A 15778-nucleotide genomic window follows, 5' to 3' on the forward strand; every position below is an offset into this window, starting at 1 on the left:
AGATGGTGAGATGGTGAGATTTTATATCCTGATGCGGTCATGTCCAATCATTTGATTCAACATGTGCATCCTGTCATCTGGTGTTACCGGGATAATTGAATCTCAAACTTACAAGATTCAGAGATTCAGAGATTCAGAGATTTAATAATCACCGGATAGCAGGGTTGACGCAAACGCACTGCAAACAGGTTCAACCAAATTCTAGAGATTTCGTAATCCTAAAATCATGAAATCCTGACATCATAAAATCCTGTGATTTATGTGTATTGCCATTCTCGTATTATCGAATGATGACTTCAATAACCTCAAAGAATCCTGTAATCACAGGATATTGTAATTCGATAATCCTTAGATATTGAAATCCCAGGCTGCAAACTTTATAGTAGCACTCCAATCCTGTGATTCATGGATTAGAAAATCTCAGAATCCTAAGATTACAAACTATACGAATCCTAAAATCTTATGATTTTGGAATCCTGATATCTTTACTGAACGCTTCATTAAGAGGTTGTCATGGCAGCGAAAATTATTTCCTTCCTTAACGGGAAGGGCGGAGTAGGGAAAACCACGACATCAATAAACATCGCAACCTGTCTGGCAAGACAAGGCCATAAAGTGGTGATGGTTGATACCGATCCACAGGGAAGCATCAGCAACTGGTATGACGAAAGCAAATGCCAGTTTGACCTGGCTGAAGCCGCTTCAGAAAAAGAAGTTTATACCGTACGCAAGCAACTGAAAGAATACGATTACGTAGTGATCGATGGGGCAGCCGCCATTTCTGCAATTTCATCTGCAGCGGTTATGGTCAGTGATTTAGTCCTGATCCCCGTGACACCGTCACCTTTAGATTTTGCCGCCTGTGGCGCTATTCTGGCCGTGGTAGAAGCCCGCGAAAATCTGCAACCCGTTATTGCCCGCTTTCTGATCACTAAAAAAGTGGCATCCGCTAAAATGCTTGAAGTACTGAAAGAATCCATTGCTGACACGGGTGTTCCTGCACTGCGTACCGGCACGACCCAACGCCAGGTTTACATACGAACCATGATGGACGGCGGCACCGTTTTCGATACAACGGACGGCAATGCGAAGGGTGAAATTGAAATTATGACCAAAGAAATCACGGAGTTGCTGAAATGAAAATGAAACTTGGCCAGCACAGACAACTGACTACAGCACTGGACGCTGTGGCTAAACCGCCTGCATCGGTGAAAAAGTTACAAACGAATATCGATGAGGAGCTGCATCGCCGGTTCAAAACCAGCTGCTTCCTGCAGGATCGCGAAATGAAAGACGTTCTGACAGAACTGATCGAAGCGTGGCTCATCCACAACGAACGCGCCTGATAATATAATCGCTGGCTGGATCGGGTCTTACGGGCCCGTTTCTAACTTGATCCAGTCTGTAAACCTTGCTCAGCCTGCCTTAAACGCTAACCAATCCCTTCCTGAAGTATTCTCTCCGTTGTTATCAGATCCCAAGATCAAATAATCTTTTGTTTATTTTATAAGTTTAGATCTTTCTCTTTAGGGAGCATTTTTACTTTTAATTATCATGTAGTTAAAACACATATTGTGGAGTCATTTCCTGCCCGAGGTGGAGATCCTTCATGTTAGATGTGGATCCTTTTCATGGTCAATGTAGAGTCTTTTTCTGTGGATAATTTCTATAGGGATCAAGCCATTACCAATGTGGAATAATTTTCTGTGGATACTTTCCTCCTGTGTCATGTTACTACGCCCGGACGACCCAAAACTCGCTAACATACTGCCATAACTGTTTTTTCTTATACGTGGAGACTTTTCCTGATCCCCCTTAGAAAAGAGGATATGTGGAAGAATTTCCTGTGACAGCGTCACGTGGTGTCACAAAGAGCCAAATGGGATCCCCGAAAGTCCCCTGGCAAGGCACAGCGCGGCCTGTTCAGGAGGCATAATGCGTTTATGTGGAGATTTTTCCTGATCTCTGAAAGCCTATATGTGGAAACATTATCTGATCCCAAAAAGAGTATTTTGGATCAAGATTGAACTCGGGTCATTGAAAATCAATGAGTTAGATTTATTGTGACGGTGTCACTTGATGATATGTGGAGATTTTTCCTGATCCAGGACGTCGTTTAAGCTTTCAAACACCAGGTTGAAAAAAGAAATGCCCACAATAAGTGGAAAGATTTCCTGATCCCGTAATCCAGTATATGTGGAAAGATTTTCTGTGATCTGATCGCTGCGGCTACGTGGAGAGATTTCCTGATCAAATGCCCGTTACGTCGCTAATGTGGAGACATTTTCTGATCCCACTCACAGGCATATGTGGAAAGTTTTCCTGATGATCCATTTGGGGGCCAGAATACAGCCTTAAAACGAAGTGAGAAGGGGATCACATCGCAGGGATTGATGGTTAAACATGCAATCACCCCTCTAATGTGGAGGAATTATCTGATCGTCGGTAAGTGGAAGGGGAGGTATTGTGCTGCATAAGCGTTAAGGATCACTGAGCAGATATGTGGAGTGATTTCCTGTAAAAAGACTGTCGATCCAGCATGTTAAAAAAAGGATCCCTGCTGGGCCTGAAATGCTTATGTGGAGATTTTTCCTGATCGGAATTTTTCGATCCATACTTAACTCAATGATTTTTAGACATTAAATAAGCCTTGTTTTTACTTTACGACAGCATTTTTTATGTGGAATAATTTACCTACTTTCCACTTATGGATCCTGCTACATGGAACTGAATAAACTCACAGTAGTTCAGGGGAACGATCTTCTTGAAGGCGCCTATAGCGTTACTCTGGATGAAATGCGCCTGCTTAACCTGGCACTGGCTCAAATTGATAGCAGGAAACCGCAACCGGATACGCTTTATCGACTTTTCCCTCAGGATTATCAGCGGATCTACGGGGTTAACCCGACAAGCAGCCACCGTCAGTTGCGCGAAGCAGCTGAAAGCCTGATGAAAAAGCCGGTGACCATCTACAAGCCTGATGTGAAAACCGGCAAAGTGCGTACCGTGCAGCTTTCCTGGTTTTCGCGTCTGGAATACGTCAGCAGTGACGATCATAGTGCAGTCGTACTGAGATTCGGGCAGGACGTAGCGCCGTATCTGTATGAACTTAAAGAATCTTTTACCAAACTCAATTTCGCCAATATCGCGAAGCTGGATACCCCGTTCTCTGTACGCCTGTATGGCTGGCTAATCAAGGCCAAGAACCTCTACGGGCGACGCAGTGGCAAAGCCATCGAAGTGACACTTGATCTCAACTGGATGCGCGAGAAGGCCGGTTTGGCGGGCAAATACGAGGACTATCGTGACTTCCGCCAGAAGCTGCTTGAGCCGACGATCAATCGGATCAATGCCAATACGGATATTTCAGTGGTCTGGGAGCCGGTAAAACAGGGCAGAACGGTCGTATCCATTAAGTTTGCTTACGTGGATGAATCCGCACCAGAAGCCAGCAAGCCGCTGCGTCCGCGCTTACCACGACGTCCGCGTGCCGTGGCCGGTTCTGCTCTGGAAGGAGAGTGGGCACGTCGCTGCATCGCCATCTTTGAAGAGTATCGTGAGAAATTAAGTGCTTACGATGTTGAGGAAAAGGCTACCTTACCGGATCTTCGCAAGCTTTCAGGTTGGTACAAAATGATTGGCGAAAAGAACAAGCAGAAAGAGATCCTCGCAGAAGTCAGTTCCCGCAGCAAAAAAGTGGCTGCCTGACCTCACAGCATTCATCTTCACATTCAACGGCGTATCCTTAAAAAGATACGCCGTTTTTCTTTGCCTGTTATCCGGCAGAAATAGATAAGTTTCCTACAGTACCCCTGATGTAGTTGGCTCTATGAAGTTAGTAAGCACTCACTGGGTGTGATCAGGTAATCTTTCCACATTAGCCGTTTTGGCGGCTTTTTCAGCGTACTGTTGCAAAAGCTATAAGCCATATTTTTTCGTTGTTAGACAAGGCTAAACCGCATCCTTACTCTTTGTCATGTTTTGTAAACCGTTTGCACACATTACAGATGAGGGATCTCTTTTGGCTACGTTATTACGTTCCGCTTTCGCGCCAGCCGTACAACGCGCACGTCGCACTGCCTCTTTCAGAATCGCATTACTGGCCAGTGCAGTAATGTTGTCTTCTTTTGCTTTCGCTGATGATGTCTTAAAAGAAGGTATTACACCGGCCACCGATGCCAGTCAGGTTCCTGCTGCAGCTAAACTGCGCACCGATACAGTGATCGCGGGGATCTCTGAACCTCAGGGTATTTTTAACCCTTACTTCTTCGTTAACGGCTGGGATGAAAACGTCACTAATGTGATTTTCGCCCGTCTGATTGACTGGGACAGCCAGGGCAAACTGGTCCCTGGTCTGGCAGAAAGCTGGACGGTCAGCCCTGACGGCAAGACTTACACCATCAAACTGCGCCATGACATGAAATTCAGCGATGGTTCTCCGCTGACAGCAGAAGACGTCGCGTTCACGCTGACCGTGTTGTACGACCCAAAATATGATGGCGACACCGATATCACGCTGGCACACATTACCGGCGGTGATGACTATAAGCAGGGCAAGGCGGACAGCATCAGTGGCCTGAAAGTGATTGACCCGCTGACGTTACAGGTCACCACCACTCAGCCGGGCGCTACGACGCTGCAAAAAATAGGCGGACCGGTACTTTCGAAAGCGTATTACGGCAAAGGCTACACACGCGGTAATCTCGATTATCTGCGCACGCTGCACGGCAAACCTCTGGGCAATGGCCCGTATGTGTACGACAAATATATTCCGGGGCAGGAGATCCGTTTCCACGCCAACGCGAATTACTATCGTGGCGTACCGCCGACTCCGCGCTTTATCTATCGCGTGACCAATCCGTCGACCAACTTCCAACTGTTCCAGACCGGTGATACCGATTATGACGCGTTTACTTCGCGCCCTGATGATATCGAACAGCTGAAGATGCTCGGCTTTGCCAATATTAACCTGTACGGTTCCAGCGATTACAGCAAGATTGAGTTCAACGTCAGACGTCCTGCATTGCAGGATGTGAAAGTACGTCAGGCGCTGATTTATGGTCTGGATCGCCAGAAACTGATCGACGTGGTGTATCAGGGCTACGGTTCTGTGGCGATCGAGCCCATCGCGCCGATTTCCTGGGCGTATAACACTGATGGCGTGAATCCGTATAAATTCGATCCGGCGCAGGCCAACAAATTGCTGGATGAAGCAGGATGGAAAGCGGGCAGTGACGGGATCCGTGTGAAAGACGGTAAACGTCTTGAACTGACGCTGCTGGTCAGCAAAAAAGTGCTGAACGATGCGCTGATCCCGATCGCCAAAGAGAACTATCAGAAAATCGGTGTGCTGCTGAAACCACAGGTGGTGGATTTCAACGCGCTGATGTCTCAGCGCAAGGCCGGGAATTACGATCTGGCGTCGTTCAGTACAAGCACGCTTAACGATCCGCACGATGGCGTCTGGGATTACTACAGCACAGAGTCCACGGAATCGGGCTATAACAATCCTGAAGTCGATAAGCTGATCAACGAAGGCAACGCCACGCTGGATATCGAAAAGCGTAAGCCGATTTATCATGAACTGTATAAAGTGCTGGCGAACGATCCGCCGGTGATCCTGCTGGGTTACCGTAAAATTCTCTCGGCCAGCAGCGCCCGCGTGACCGGTTTTAAACCGGATATCTATAACGGCCTGACCGGCAGTCTGCCGGACGTCAAAATCGTAAAATAATCAGAAATAATGCGGCTGCCGGACCTTTCCGGCAGCTTCAATGAGAAAGTCATGAGAAATTTCATTCTGCGTCGTTTGCTTCAAACCATTCCGATGTTGTTCCTCGCTTCACTGCTCATCTTCATGCTGTTTGCCAAAACGCCGGGCGATTTCATTGACGGAAATATCACCCTGACTGCGCAGCGCGCCGCCGAACTTAAAGCGCTTTATGGACTGGATCAACCGCTGCTCAGCCGTTACCTGCACTGGCTGGGCAATCTGCTGCGAGGCGATCTCGGCTTCTCGCTGCAATATCAGATCCCAGTCAGTCAGCTGCTGAATCAGTACATCTGGAACTCCTTCCTGCTCGCCACCATTGCGATGGTGCTGTACTGGGGGATCGCGCTGGCGGTGGGCATTGTCTCTGCGATGAAACCTTACTCCCTGTTCGACCATGTGGTGAGCATTGTGATTTTTGCCGCGATGTCCTTCCCGACCTTCTTCCTTTGCCTGCTGCTGATTAAATGGTTTGCCGTGGATCTTCACTGGCTGCCGGTGGGCGGTATGACCAATACAGGTAGCGATGCCACGGGCTGGGCGTGGGTAGCACAAGTGGCTGCGCATCTGGTGTTGCCGGTAGTGGCGCTGGTGATGTTGCAGGCGGGCAGCCTGACGCGTTATTTCCGCGCCAGTATGCTTGACGTGGTGCGTATGGAATTCATCCGTACCGCGCGCGCCAAAGGTCTGCGCGAGCGCACGGTTATCCTGAAACATGCGCTGCGAAATGCGCTGCTGCCGATTATTACGCTGCTGGGTTTCGAGCTGCCGGGGTTGTTTTCCGGAGCGCTGATCACCGAAAAAGTCTTTAACTGGCCGGGAGCAGGGCACATTCACATTGATTCACTGGCGGCGCGTGATTACCCGGTTCTGATGGGGTTTACGTTGTTTCTGGCGGTATTAACCATTCTTGGCAACCTGATTGCTGATGTCCTGTATGCGTGGGCGGATCCGCGCATTCGTGTGAGGTCGTGATGTTTGGCTCTTTATTTTCTACTAACCGGCGGTTACGTGAAGCACAGATCCCCGTGCTGTCTCAGGTGACACCGTCACCCTGGTTACAGGCCTGGCGTGCTTTACGCCAGAACCGTCTGGCGATGCTCTGCCTGATTTTGCTGGTGGTAATGGCGGTCTGGTGCATAGTGGGCCCTTACTATTCGCCATGGCGGGATGATGCGACCGATGCGTTGATGATCAACAAAGCGCCCAACGCTGAGCACTGGCTGGGTACCGATTTTCTCGGGCGTGACGTGTATACGCGGCTGCTGCTGGCCGGTCGAATCTCGCTGATTATCGGCATGCTGACTATGTTGCTCTCCGTAACGCTCGGCTATCTGATGGGCGCTCTATCCGGCTATGTCGGCGGTATCACCGACAAAATCATCATGCGTTTTGCCGATCTGGTGATGACCATTCCGAGTTTGCCGCTGCTTATCGTTATGGGCGCGATGCTGTCTGAACTGGATTTCTCGCCGGATTCCCGTGTGTACATGGTGATCGTTATGCTCAGTTTGCTGGAATGGCCGAAACTGGCGCGTCTGGTGCGCGGGCAGATCCTCTCCCTGCGTGAGCGTGATTTTATGCTGGCGACTCAGGTTCTCGGATTGTCATCGCGCCGTCGCCTGTTCGGTCACTTACTGCCCAATACCGTGCCGATCCTGGTGGTGATGGCGACGATGGCCGTGGCGAACGCCATCCTCAGCGAGTCTGCGCTCAGTTATCTGGGATTAGGCGTGGTGCCGCCAACGCCGTCATGGGGAAATATGATGGACGCCGCGAACAGCCTGATCGACTTTCAGCGCCGTCCATGGTTGTGGATGCCGCCGGGCGTGGCGATTTTTATTACGGTGATTGCGATTAATGTGCTGGGCGATGGCCTGCGTGATGCGCTCGATCCCAAAATGAAACGGAGCAAAAAATGACTGAACCCTTGATCCGTTTTGACCAGCTTTCATTATCTTTTGCCAGCGATGAAGGACGTGTGCGTGCGGTGCAGGACGTCACGTTCGACATTCAGGCCGGGCAGACTGTCGGTGTTGTTGGTGAATCAGGCTGCGGAAAAAGCGTCACGGCGATGTCGCTGATGGGGTTATTACCGCCACAGGCCGCCCGCATTGATGGCGGAGAAATCCTCTTTCAGGGGCGTGATTTGCTGAAACTGCGTTCATCACAAATGGCGGATCTGCGCGGCAATCAGCTGGCGATGATCTTTCAGGAACCGATGACCGCGCTCAATCCGGTGCTGACCATTGGTGAACAACTGGTTGAACCGCTGATCCGTCATCGCGGCGAATCACCGAAATCGGCGTGGACACTGGCAACGAAGATGATCACTGAAGTCGGACTGGCGCGCGCGGAAAGCCTGATGACCAGTTATCCGCACCAGCTTTCCGGCGGCATGTTGCAGCGCATCATGATTGCAATGGCACTCAGTTGTAAGCCGCAGCTGCTGATTGCGGATGAACCCACCACTGCGCTCGATGTCACCGTGCAGGCGCAAATCCTGCGTTTACTGCGCGATCAGGCACAGCAAAATCATATGGCGCTGATGCTTATCACCCACGATTTAGGCGTGATCGCTCAGATGGCAGATCACGTAGTCGTGATGTACGCCGGTAAAATTGTTGAGCAGGGCGCGACCGCCGATGTGCTGCGTAATCCGCTTCATCCTTATACGCAGGGGCTGATCGCTTCGCGGCCCACCGCGGGAGAACGTCGCCGCCGCTTGTATTCCATTCCGGGACAAGTGCCAAGTCTGGCCGCTTTGCCGCCTTACTGCGCGTTTACCGATCGTTGCGGGCGCGCTACCGAACGTTGCCGTGAAGGGATCCCGCCGCTGGAAGGAAAACACCGTCAGGCCGCCTGTTTCTATAGCGGGTTAACGACGGCGCAAGAAGATAAAGACACGGAGCGGCAACCATGAACGCGGAATATCTGATTGAAGTCGACGGGCTGAAAAAGTATTTCCCGATCCGCGACGGCGTATTCGGACAGGAAACCGGTCAGCTGCGGGCGGTTGATGGTGTCAGTTTTAACATCCGCAAGGGCACGATTTTCGGGCTGGTCGGGGAATCTGGCAGCGGCAAAACCACGGTAGGGCGCACACTGCTTGGGCTGTATGACAAAACCGCGGGCAGCGTGAAATTTCGTGGCGAAGAACTTCATGCCCTGAAGCCAAAACAACTGAAAGCGTTGCGTCCGAAAATTCAGCTGGTGTTTCAGGATCCGTACAGTTCGCTGAATCCTCGCATCCGCGTCGGCGACGCCATTGGCGAGGCGATGCTTGAGCACCGGTTATGTTCACGCGCAGAACTGCGGGAAAAAGTGCTGGAAGTGATGAAAATCTGCGGGTTGTCCCCGTTGCATTACAACCGCTTCCCGCATGAATTTTCCGGCGGTCAGCGCCAGCGTATTGGCATTGCCCGTGCGCTGATCCTGCAACCGGATTTTATCATTGCCGACGAACCTATTTCGGCGCTCGATGTGTCCATTCAGGCGCAGATCATCAATTTGTTCTCGGATTTACGCGACGATCATGGCGTGACGTTTTTGTTTATCTCGCATGATCTTGGCGTGGTGGAACATCTTTGTGATGACGTGGCGGTGATGTATCTCGGCCAGCTGGTGGAAACCGCCAGTCGGGATGTGCTGTTTGAGCGGCCTTTGCATCCGTACACGCAGGCGTTGCTGGCGGCGGTGCCGACGCTCGATCCCGACAGCGAACCGGTCGCGATGGTCAGCGGGGAAATGCCGGATCCGTCAAAACCGCCCACCGGTTGTCGTTTCCACACCCGCTGCCCTCACGCCATGGCTCGTTGCCGGGCGGAAACTCCGTTGCTGCGTGAAGTGGAAAACGGTCACCGCGTGGCCTGTCATCTGGTGTAAAACAGATTGATATAAACCTGCCCGCCGGACTTCAGTCTTCGAGGATCCGGCGGGCTTCCATCTGCATCTTTTGCCCGATGCTTTTGGTCACGTCGATCACTTTTTGCGTCGCCGGTGAAAGAAACGCGCCTTCCAGCCAGGTGATGCCCACCCGACGTTCCATCACTAACTGATCGTTATCGATACGGATCAGCCGCGAAAGAAATTCTTCTTCGACCAGAATGTTTTCAGACAAAAAACTTAGCAAACCGCTTTTCGCGATCAGTCCCGGCACCGATGCCAGCGAGCTGATTTCCACTTTGACGTCTGGTGGCGAGCAATGATTTTCATAGAACATCTTATCCAGCCACTGGCGCATCGAGACGGTTTTCGCCGGTAAAATCCAGCCATAACGGCTGAGTTCGCGCAGACTGGCGGGTTTACCGGCCAGCGGATGGTCGCGTGAGGCCGCGACGATCACCCGGTCAGCGGTGACCGGAAGCTGTACTACCGGACTGTCGTAATTGACCAGCGGACCGATAATCACATCGATGGCATGACGTTCCAGCAAAGTAAAAAGTACGTCGTTCATGCCGATCTGGATTTCCAGTTTCATATTCGGCACCTGCGATTGCAGCATTTTGCAGATTTCAGGGAGCAGGAATTGCGTTGCGGAACCGGAAACGCCGACGCGCACAATCCCGCCCGCGCCGCTGCTCAGTTCATTCATGATTTCGCCTAGCTCAAGGTAGGAACTTTGCAGCGCTAAACCACGCTGATAGAGCACGCGTCCTGCTTCGGTCAGTTCCAGCCCGCGACCTGCCCGTTTGAACAGTTTGATGTTCAGTTCTTTCTCTAAACGGGTGATGGATTTCGAAAGCGCAGGCTGAGTTATATTTAAATTTTGTGACGCAAGTCTCAAATTCATCATCTCTGCGGCTGTCACAAAATAATCTAAGTCTCTGTTATTTAACATTAATTCCTGAAATTCATCGATTTGATAATAAAATATAGTAGAAGGCATGAGAGGCAGGGTCAATAATCACGCCAACGTTGCGACGGGCAAGCCGTTTTCGCAACAAGAACGCCAGCGAATTTACCTGTTTTTAAGTAAAATAAGAATCTAAGTGCATCTATGAAAATTGTTAATTTCACCATCAGTAAAGACCACACCAAAAGCTTCGGCATCTATAAAGAAGAGGGGATTGTCGATGTCGGCAGTCACTCAGGATGCCGCGATATTAACGAATTCATGGCACGCCATTCACTTTCCGGGCTGCAACGCTACGCTGATCTGCCTGCGGATCTTCAACTGAATGACATCAGTTTCCTGCCGGTTATCGACCGTCCGGGAAAAATCTTCGGCGTGGGCATGAACTACGCGGAAAAGCGCAAAGAATTTAATGAAACCAGCGACGCGCCAACCCTGTTTGTCCGTTTTGCAGATTCTCAGGTCGGCCATAACGGCACGATCATCAAACCGGCTTCTTCTGAGCAGTTTGATTATGAAGGTGAACTGGCGATTATTATCGGTCGCACCGGCCGCAATATTTCAGCAGAAAACGCACTCGATTTTGTCGCCGGTTACAGCTGTTATATGGATGGCTCAGTACGAGACTGGCAGCATAAATGGTATACCGCCGGGAAAAACTGGCCGTCGACGGGGGCGTTTGGCCCGTGGATGGTGACGCCGGATGAAGTGGGTGACCCGCAAAACCTGAGTATCAAAACCTGGCTTAACGACCGGCTGGTGCAGGACGATACGACCGCCAGCATGATCCACACTATTCCGCAGATGATTGCCTATATCAGCACATTTACTCAGCTTTCTCCGGGCGATGTAATCATGACCGGTTCACCGGGCGGCGTCGGTAAAACCCGCGTACCGCCGTTGTTCCTGCATGAGAATGACAAGATTGAAGTGGAAATCGAAAATATCGGACGTCTGACCAATCTTATTCAAAACGCACCGCTGTCTGAGATGTCGCATTCAAAGACAGCGGCCTGATAAACCTCAGCGCGTCTGATTAACCAAAGGCACCGATTGTTCGGTGCCTTTGTTTTTGACGACCATCAGATACGTCAGCGTAAATGACAGCCCAAGCGAGAGCACCACGCCCATCAGAATGTAGATAAAATACGGACCGATGTAGGCGGGCAGGCTGAAAATACTCGACAGAATATAGCCGTACAACCGCACCCCGAAGAACGCGATAAATGCAGACGCCACAGAACTGCTGATGGTGGTGGCGATAAACGCTTTTTTGTAGCGCGTCAGCACGCCAAACAGCGCAGGTTCGGTGATCCCCAGCAGGCCGGAAATTGCCGCAGACAGCACCACGGATTTTTGCTCACGGGTTTTGACGTGGAAGTAAATCGCAAACGTTGATCCGGCAATCGCCATGTTGGCCATAAACATCATCGGCATCAGCATATCCCAGCCCTGATCGGTAAAGTTCTGCAACGCAATCGGCGTCATCGCGTGATGCATACCGGTGAGGATCGCCACCGGGCGGATCGCACCGACAATAAATCCGGCAAATACTGCAGACACGTCAAACAATCCCTGAATGCCAAACGCCAGCAACTTACCGAGATAAATCCCCGCCGGACCGATCAGCGTCAGCGATACCAGCGCCGCAATGAACAGTGTCAGCGTGGGTGTAAACACGGTTTTCAGCACGTCCGGCATGATCCTATCCACCCAGCGGTGGATGTAACTCAGCGCCAGCACCGAGAAAATCACCGGGATCACACTCGCCGAATAGTTGAAAACGGATACCGGCAGCACATCCATAAAATACAATGCGGTAGGTGCGCCAGCAGTATGGCTGGCGAGCGCTTTCGCGGCGTCCATCAGCGTCGGATACATCAGACAGGCGGCAACGGCGGCGGCCAGGTATTCATTGGTTTTGAAGATCTTCGCCGCAGAAACCGCGAGGAAAAACGGCAGGAAGTAAAACACGCCGCTGGCGATCAAATCGATGATCATCACCGTTTCGCTTTTGGCTGAAATCACCTTCAGGGCGATCAGTCCTGCCAGCAACCCTTTGATCATCCCCGCGCCCGCGATGGCCGGAACGATCGGGCCGAACACGCCGGAGACGGTATCCATGAACAACGAGATCAGACTTTTACGTCCTTTTGTGGAAACATTTCCTGTTGCTGTTTCTGAATTTCCGGTTACCGGATCCAGCTGTGACACGATGGCTTCGTACCAGATATTCACCTTCGGCCCGATAATGATCTGCACCTGATCACTCTGGCTTTGTGCGCCCAGTACGCCGGGCAGATTTTTAATTTCCTCCCAGGCCACTTTATTTTCGTCACGTAAATCAAACCGCAGACGGGTCATACAATGCCAGACTTTATTAATATTTCCCGCACCGCCGACCAGTTTAATGACTGACTGCATTATTTCTGTATTCACCCTGAACCCCGCGACGAAAAAATGAATTATTCTTTATTTGATTGAAGGGGAGTGTAATGAGAGTGGTTTTCAAAAACAAACCAATAAAACAGGATCTTCATCACAAAACTTCACTGCGTGGCGCTTATGTAGCGCATCAATGCCAAATTGGTCTGTTTTTTATCGAAAATACGCCGTGCTTTCAAACCAAAATAAAAGCCTGAATTTTAGGTTTACAAGCAGGATGAAAATACGTTGAAATAACGCCAATACGAATATTCCCGCCGCCTTTTTTATGAAAAGGAATAACGGTTTTTATTAAGGATTTATCATGCAGCCTGTGCTGATTACCAATATCGAATGCCAGATAACACGTCCCGATCGTCATAATTTAGTGGTGGTCAGAATTGAAACAGATCGTGGAGTCTTCGGTCTGGGCTGCGCGACATTCCAGCAGCGCCCGCTGGCGGTCAAACTGATGGTGGATGAATATCTCAAACCGCTGCTGATGGGACGCGATGCGAACCATATCGAAGATTTATGGCAGATGATGATGGTGAACGCTTACTGGCGTAACGGGCCGGTGATCAATAATGCTATCGCGGGTATTGATATGGCGTTGTGGGATATCAAAGGCAAACTGGCGAATATGCCGCTGTATCATTTGTTTGGCGGGAAATCGAAAGATGCGGTGACGGCGTACAGCCACGCCGCGGGTGAAACGCTGGAAGCATTGTACGGCGAAGTCGATCGTCTGCTAGCCGAAGGTTACCGCCACATCCGCTGTCAGCTGGGTTTTTACGGCGGCAATGCGCGTGATTTTCACAGCACCCGTGAACCGACGGCGGGTGCGTATTACGATCAGGATCAGTACATCGATAACACGCTGGCGATGTTCAAAGCGCTGCGTGAAAAATACGGCAATCAGTTCCACATTCTGCACGATGTTCATGAACGGCTGTTCCCGCAGCAGGCGGTGCAGTTCGCCAAAGCCGTTGAACAATACCGGCCTTACTTTATTGAAGACATTCTGCCGCCCGATCAGAACGAATGGCTGGCGCAGATCCGCAGCCAGACCGCCGTTCCGCTGGCAACCGGCGAGCTATTCAATAATCCTGCAGAATGGAAAGATCTAATTATCAACCGCCGGATCGACTTCATCCGCTGCCACGTTTCACAAATAGGCGGCATCACACCGGCATTAAAACTGGCGCATTTCTGCCAGAGTTTTGGCGTGCGTCTGGCCTGGCATTGTCCGCCGGACATGACCCCGATTGGCGCTGCGGTGAATACGCATCTGAATATTCATCTGCATAATGCGGCAATCCAGGAATTTGTCGCGTATCCGGCTAACACGCAGCAGGTCTTTCCGGGCGCACGGGCACCGGAGAACGGTTATTTCTATCCGGGAGAAGAAGCGGGGATTGGCGTGGGCTTTAACCAACAGGCTGCGGCAGAATTTCCTGTGGTCTATCGTCCGCATGAATGGACGCAAAGCCGTCTGCCGGATGGCGTGATCCACACGCCTTAACGCGCTTACGTCTGGCGAAAAGCCAGATTGTCCTGATTAAACGGGATGACGTAGGTGCAGGAATAATCGATATCGACGATATCGCTGAACGCATAAACCTTGCCGCCCTGCAAAATACCTCTGTTGGTGATATGCATGGCGGCAATGCCTTTTTTACAGCCAAGTATTTGCGCCTGCTCTTTATTGATCGTGACGGCCTGGTAACGGGTCAGGGAATGCGAAATTGCGTAGCCCTTACTCAAAACATATTGCTGAATGGAATGCTCAATGGTTTTCTGATTCAAATCGGCAAACACTTCCGCGGGCATACGGGAATATTCAATCTGCACATTGCGCAGATTAATCCGCCGCAAGCGGGTGAACGCCCAGATAAAGTCGTCGGTGCTTAAACCGAATACCTGTTGTTCCTCTTTATCTGGCCGGCGCTTGTGCAATTCGAGCATTTTGAAACTGATTTCAGCGAATTTTTTCTCGGTCACAGAGTTGTAAATCAGCGGATTGCTGCTGACACCCGCATTGATGTAAATGCCCGAACCCTGCACGATATGCACCGCTCCGATACTGACCAGCTTTTCCAGTGCCTTACGCACGGTAAAGCGCGAAACCCCGTATTCTTCCGCCAGCTGGCGCTCCGGAGGTAACTTCTCCGGCACCGAACCGCTGTTCTGATAAATCTTGCTCAGTAAGTCCTGAGCGATAAATTCGCTTTTTTTCATGAGGTCTCATCCGTGCGTGGAACAGGTATTTGAGCATGAGGAGGCGGTAGTGGGCAAATTACAGCGTATAAACTGTATTTATATTTTACGGCTTTCAGGCTGTATTTTGATTTTACAGCTTTTAGGGTGTAATGTGCTTAATACAGCCTATAATCTGTATAAGAACCGCGATACCAGAGCCAAAATAATGAATACAGTCTATCCGTTAAAAACACTTAATCAGCTCCGTCCGTTACTGGTGGGGTTCCGTAAGGAAAAAGGTCTGACGCAAAAGGATGTGTCAGAAAAACTGGGAGTGACTCAGCAGACGTATGCCCGGCTTGAGGCAAACCCTGCTACTGCCAGCCTTGACCGGCTGTTTCGTGTATTTAATGTATTAGGTATTGAGATGGTGTTTTCCTCACAATCCGATCCTGAAAAATCCTCTATGGAGGAAATTAAGCCGGATTATTTAAGTACGCCCGCCAGAAAGGAACAATGGTGATGAT

Annotated in this window: 14 protein-coding genes; 11 read left to right on the forward strand and 3 right to left on the reverse strand. The window is 50.5% G+C overall.

The features are described 5' to 3' along the window. Positions 1 to 513: 513 nt before the first annotated feature. From parA to UC15_RS17015, 8 genes are all read left to right on the forward strand, one after another. Complete coding sequence (gene parA, locus UC15_RS16980) at positions 514 to 1140, forward strand: ParA family partition ATPase (protein ID WP_014341720.1); 627 nt, start codon at positions 514 to 516, stop codon at positions 1138 to 1140. Beyond that, positions 1137 to 1346: a plasmid partition protein ParG gene (locus tag UC15_RS16985; RefSeq protein WP_112289538.1), complete on the forward strand. Its 210-nt coding sequence runs from the start codon at positions 1137 to 1139 to the stop codon at positions 1344 to 1346. Before parA ends, UC15_RS16985 begins: the two co-directional genes overlap by 4 nt. A 1375-nt stretch (positions 1347 to 2721) precedes the next feature. Further along, a complete protein-coding gene (locus tag UC15_RS16990; RefSeq protein ID WP_112289539.1) occupies positions 2722 to 3708 on the forward strand; it encodes a replication initiation protein in 987 nt (328 codons plus the stop codon). A 406-nt stretch (positions 3709 to 4114) separates the two neighbouring features. Beyond that, the gene (locus UC15_RS16995) at positions 4115 to 5734 is read left to right on the forward strand and encodes an ABC transporter substrate-binding protein (protein WP_232829937.1); all 1620 of its coding nucleotides are present in this window, start codon (positions 4115 to 4117) and stop codon (positions 5732 to 5734) included. Positions 5735 to 5785: 51 nt separating this feature from the next. Further along, entirely contained in the window at positions 5786 to 6745 is a 960-nt protein-coding gene (locus tag UC15_RS17000) for an ABC transporter permease (protein ID WP_112289733.1), read from the forward strand. Then, complete coding sequence (gene opp4C, locus UC15_RS17005) at positions 6745 to 7692, forward strand: oligopeptide ABC transporter permease (protein WP_198659723.1); 948 nt, start codon at positions 6745 to 6747, stop codon at positions 7690 to 7692. Before UC15_RS17000 ends, opp4C begins: the two co-directional genes overlap by 1 nt. Beyond that, the gene (locus UC15_RS17010) at positions 7689 to 8693 is read left to right on the forward strand and encodes an ABC transporter ATP-binding protein (protein WP_112289542.1); all 1005 of its coding nucleotides are present in this window, start codon (positions 7689 to 7691) and stop codon (positions 8691 to 8693) included. Before opp4C ends, UC15_RS17010 begins: the two co-directional genes overlap by 4 nt. After that, a complete protein-coding gene (locus UC15_RS17015; RefSeq protein ID WP_112289544.1) occupies positions 8690 to 9655 on the forward strand; it encodes an ABC transporter ATP-binding protein in 966 nt (321 codons plus the stop codon). Before UC15_RS17010 ends, UC15_RS17015 begins: the two co-directional genes overlap by 4 nt. Positions 9656 to 9686: 31 nt before the next feature. Here UC15_RS17015 and UC15_RS17020 read toward each other — a convergent pair whose 3' ends face one another. After that, complete coding sequence (locus tag UC15_RS17020; RefSeq protein ID WP_112289546.1) at positions 9687 to 10610, reverse strand: LysR family transcriptional regulator; 924 nt, start codon at positions 10608 to 10610, stop codon at positions 9687 to 9689. Positions 10611 to 10769: 159 nt separating this feature from the next. On the opposite strand from UC15_RS17020, the gene UC15_RS17025 reads away from it, so the two are divergent. After that, on the forward strand, positions 10770 to 11642 hold the full coding sequence (locus UC15_RS17025; protein WP_112289547.1) for a fumarylacetoacetate hydrolase family protein: 873 nt from the start codon (positions 10770 to 10772) through the stop codon (positions 11640 to 11642). Positions 11643 to 11648: 6 nt separating this feature from the next. On the opposite strand, the gene UC15_RS17030 is transcribed toward UC15_RS17025, so the two are convergent. Continuing rightward, positions 11649 to 13049, reverse strand: coding sequence for a PTS transporter subunit EIIC (locus UC15_RS17030; protein WP_112289549.1), 1401 nt, complete (start codon positions 13047 to 13049; stop codon positions 11649 to 11651). Between the two features lie 325 nt (positions 13050 to 13374). Between UC15_RS17030 and UC15_RS17035 the strand changes: the two genes are divergently transcribed. Further along, on the forward strand, positions 13375 to 14574 hold the full coding sequence (locus tag UC15_RS17035; protein ID WP_112289550.1) for an enolase C-terminal domain-like protein: 1200 nt from the start codon (positions 13375 to 13377) through the stop codon (positions 14572 to 14574). A gap of 5 nt (positions 14575 to 14579) precedes the next feature. Here the strand turns inward: UC15_RS17035 and UC15_RS17040 are convergent, their stop codons facing one another. Continuing rightward, positions 14580 to 15290, reverse strand: a complete 711-nt coding sequence (locus UC15_RS17040) for a GntR family transcriptional regulator (RefSeq protein ID WP_112289552.1) — start codon at positions 15288 to 15290, stop codon at positions 14580 to 14582. Between the two features lie 187 nt (positions 15291 to 15477). Here UC15_RS17040 and UC15_RS17045 point away from each other — a divergent pair, with 187 nt between their 5' ends. Continuing rightward, positions 15478 to 15774: a helix-turn-helix transcriptional regulator gene (locus UC15_RS17045; protein ID WP_112289735.1), complete on the forward strand. Its 297-nt coding sequence runs from the start codon at positions 15478 to 15480 to the stop codon at positions 15772 to 15774. The last annotated feature ends 4 nt before the right edge of the window (positions 15775 to 15778 follow it).

The sequence above is a fragment of the Rahnella sp. AN3-3W3 genome, from assembly GCF_003263545.1.
Taxonomy (GTDB): Bacteria; Pseudomonadota; Gammaproteobacteria; order Enterobacterales; family Enterobacteriaceae; genus Rahnella; species Rahnella variigena.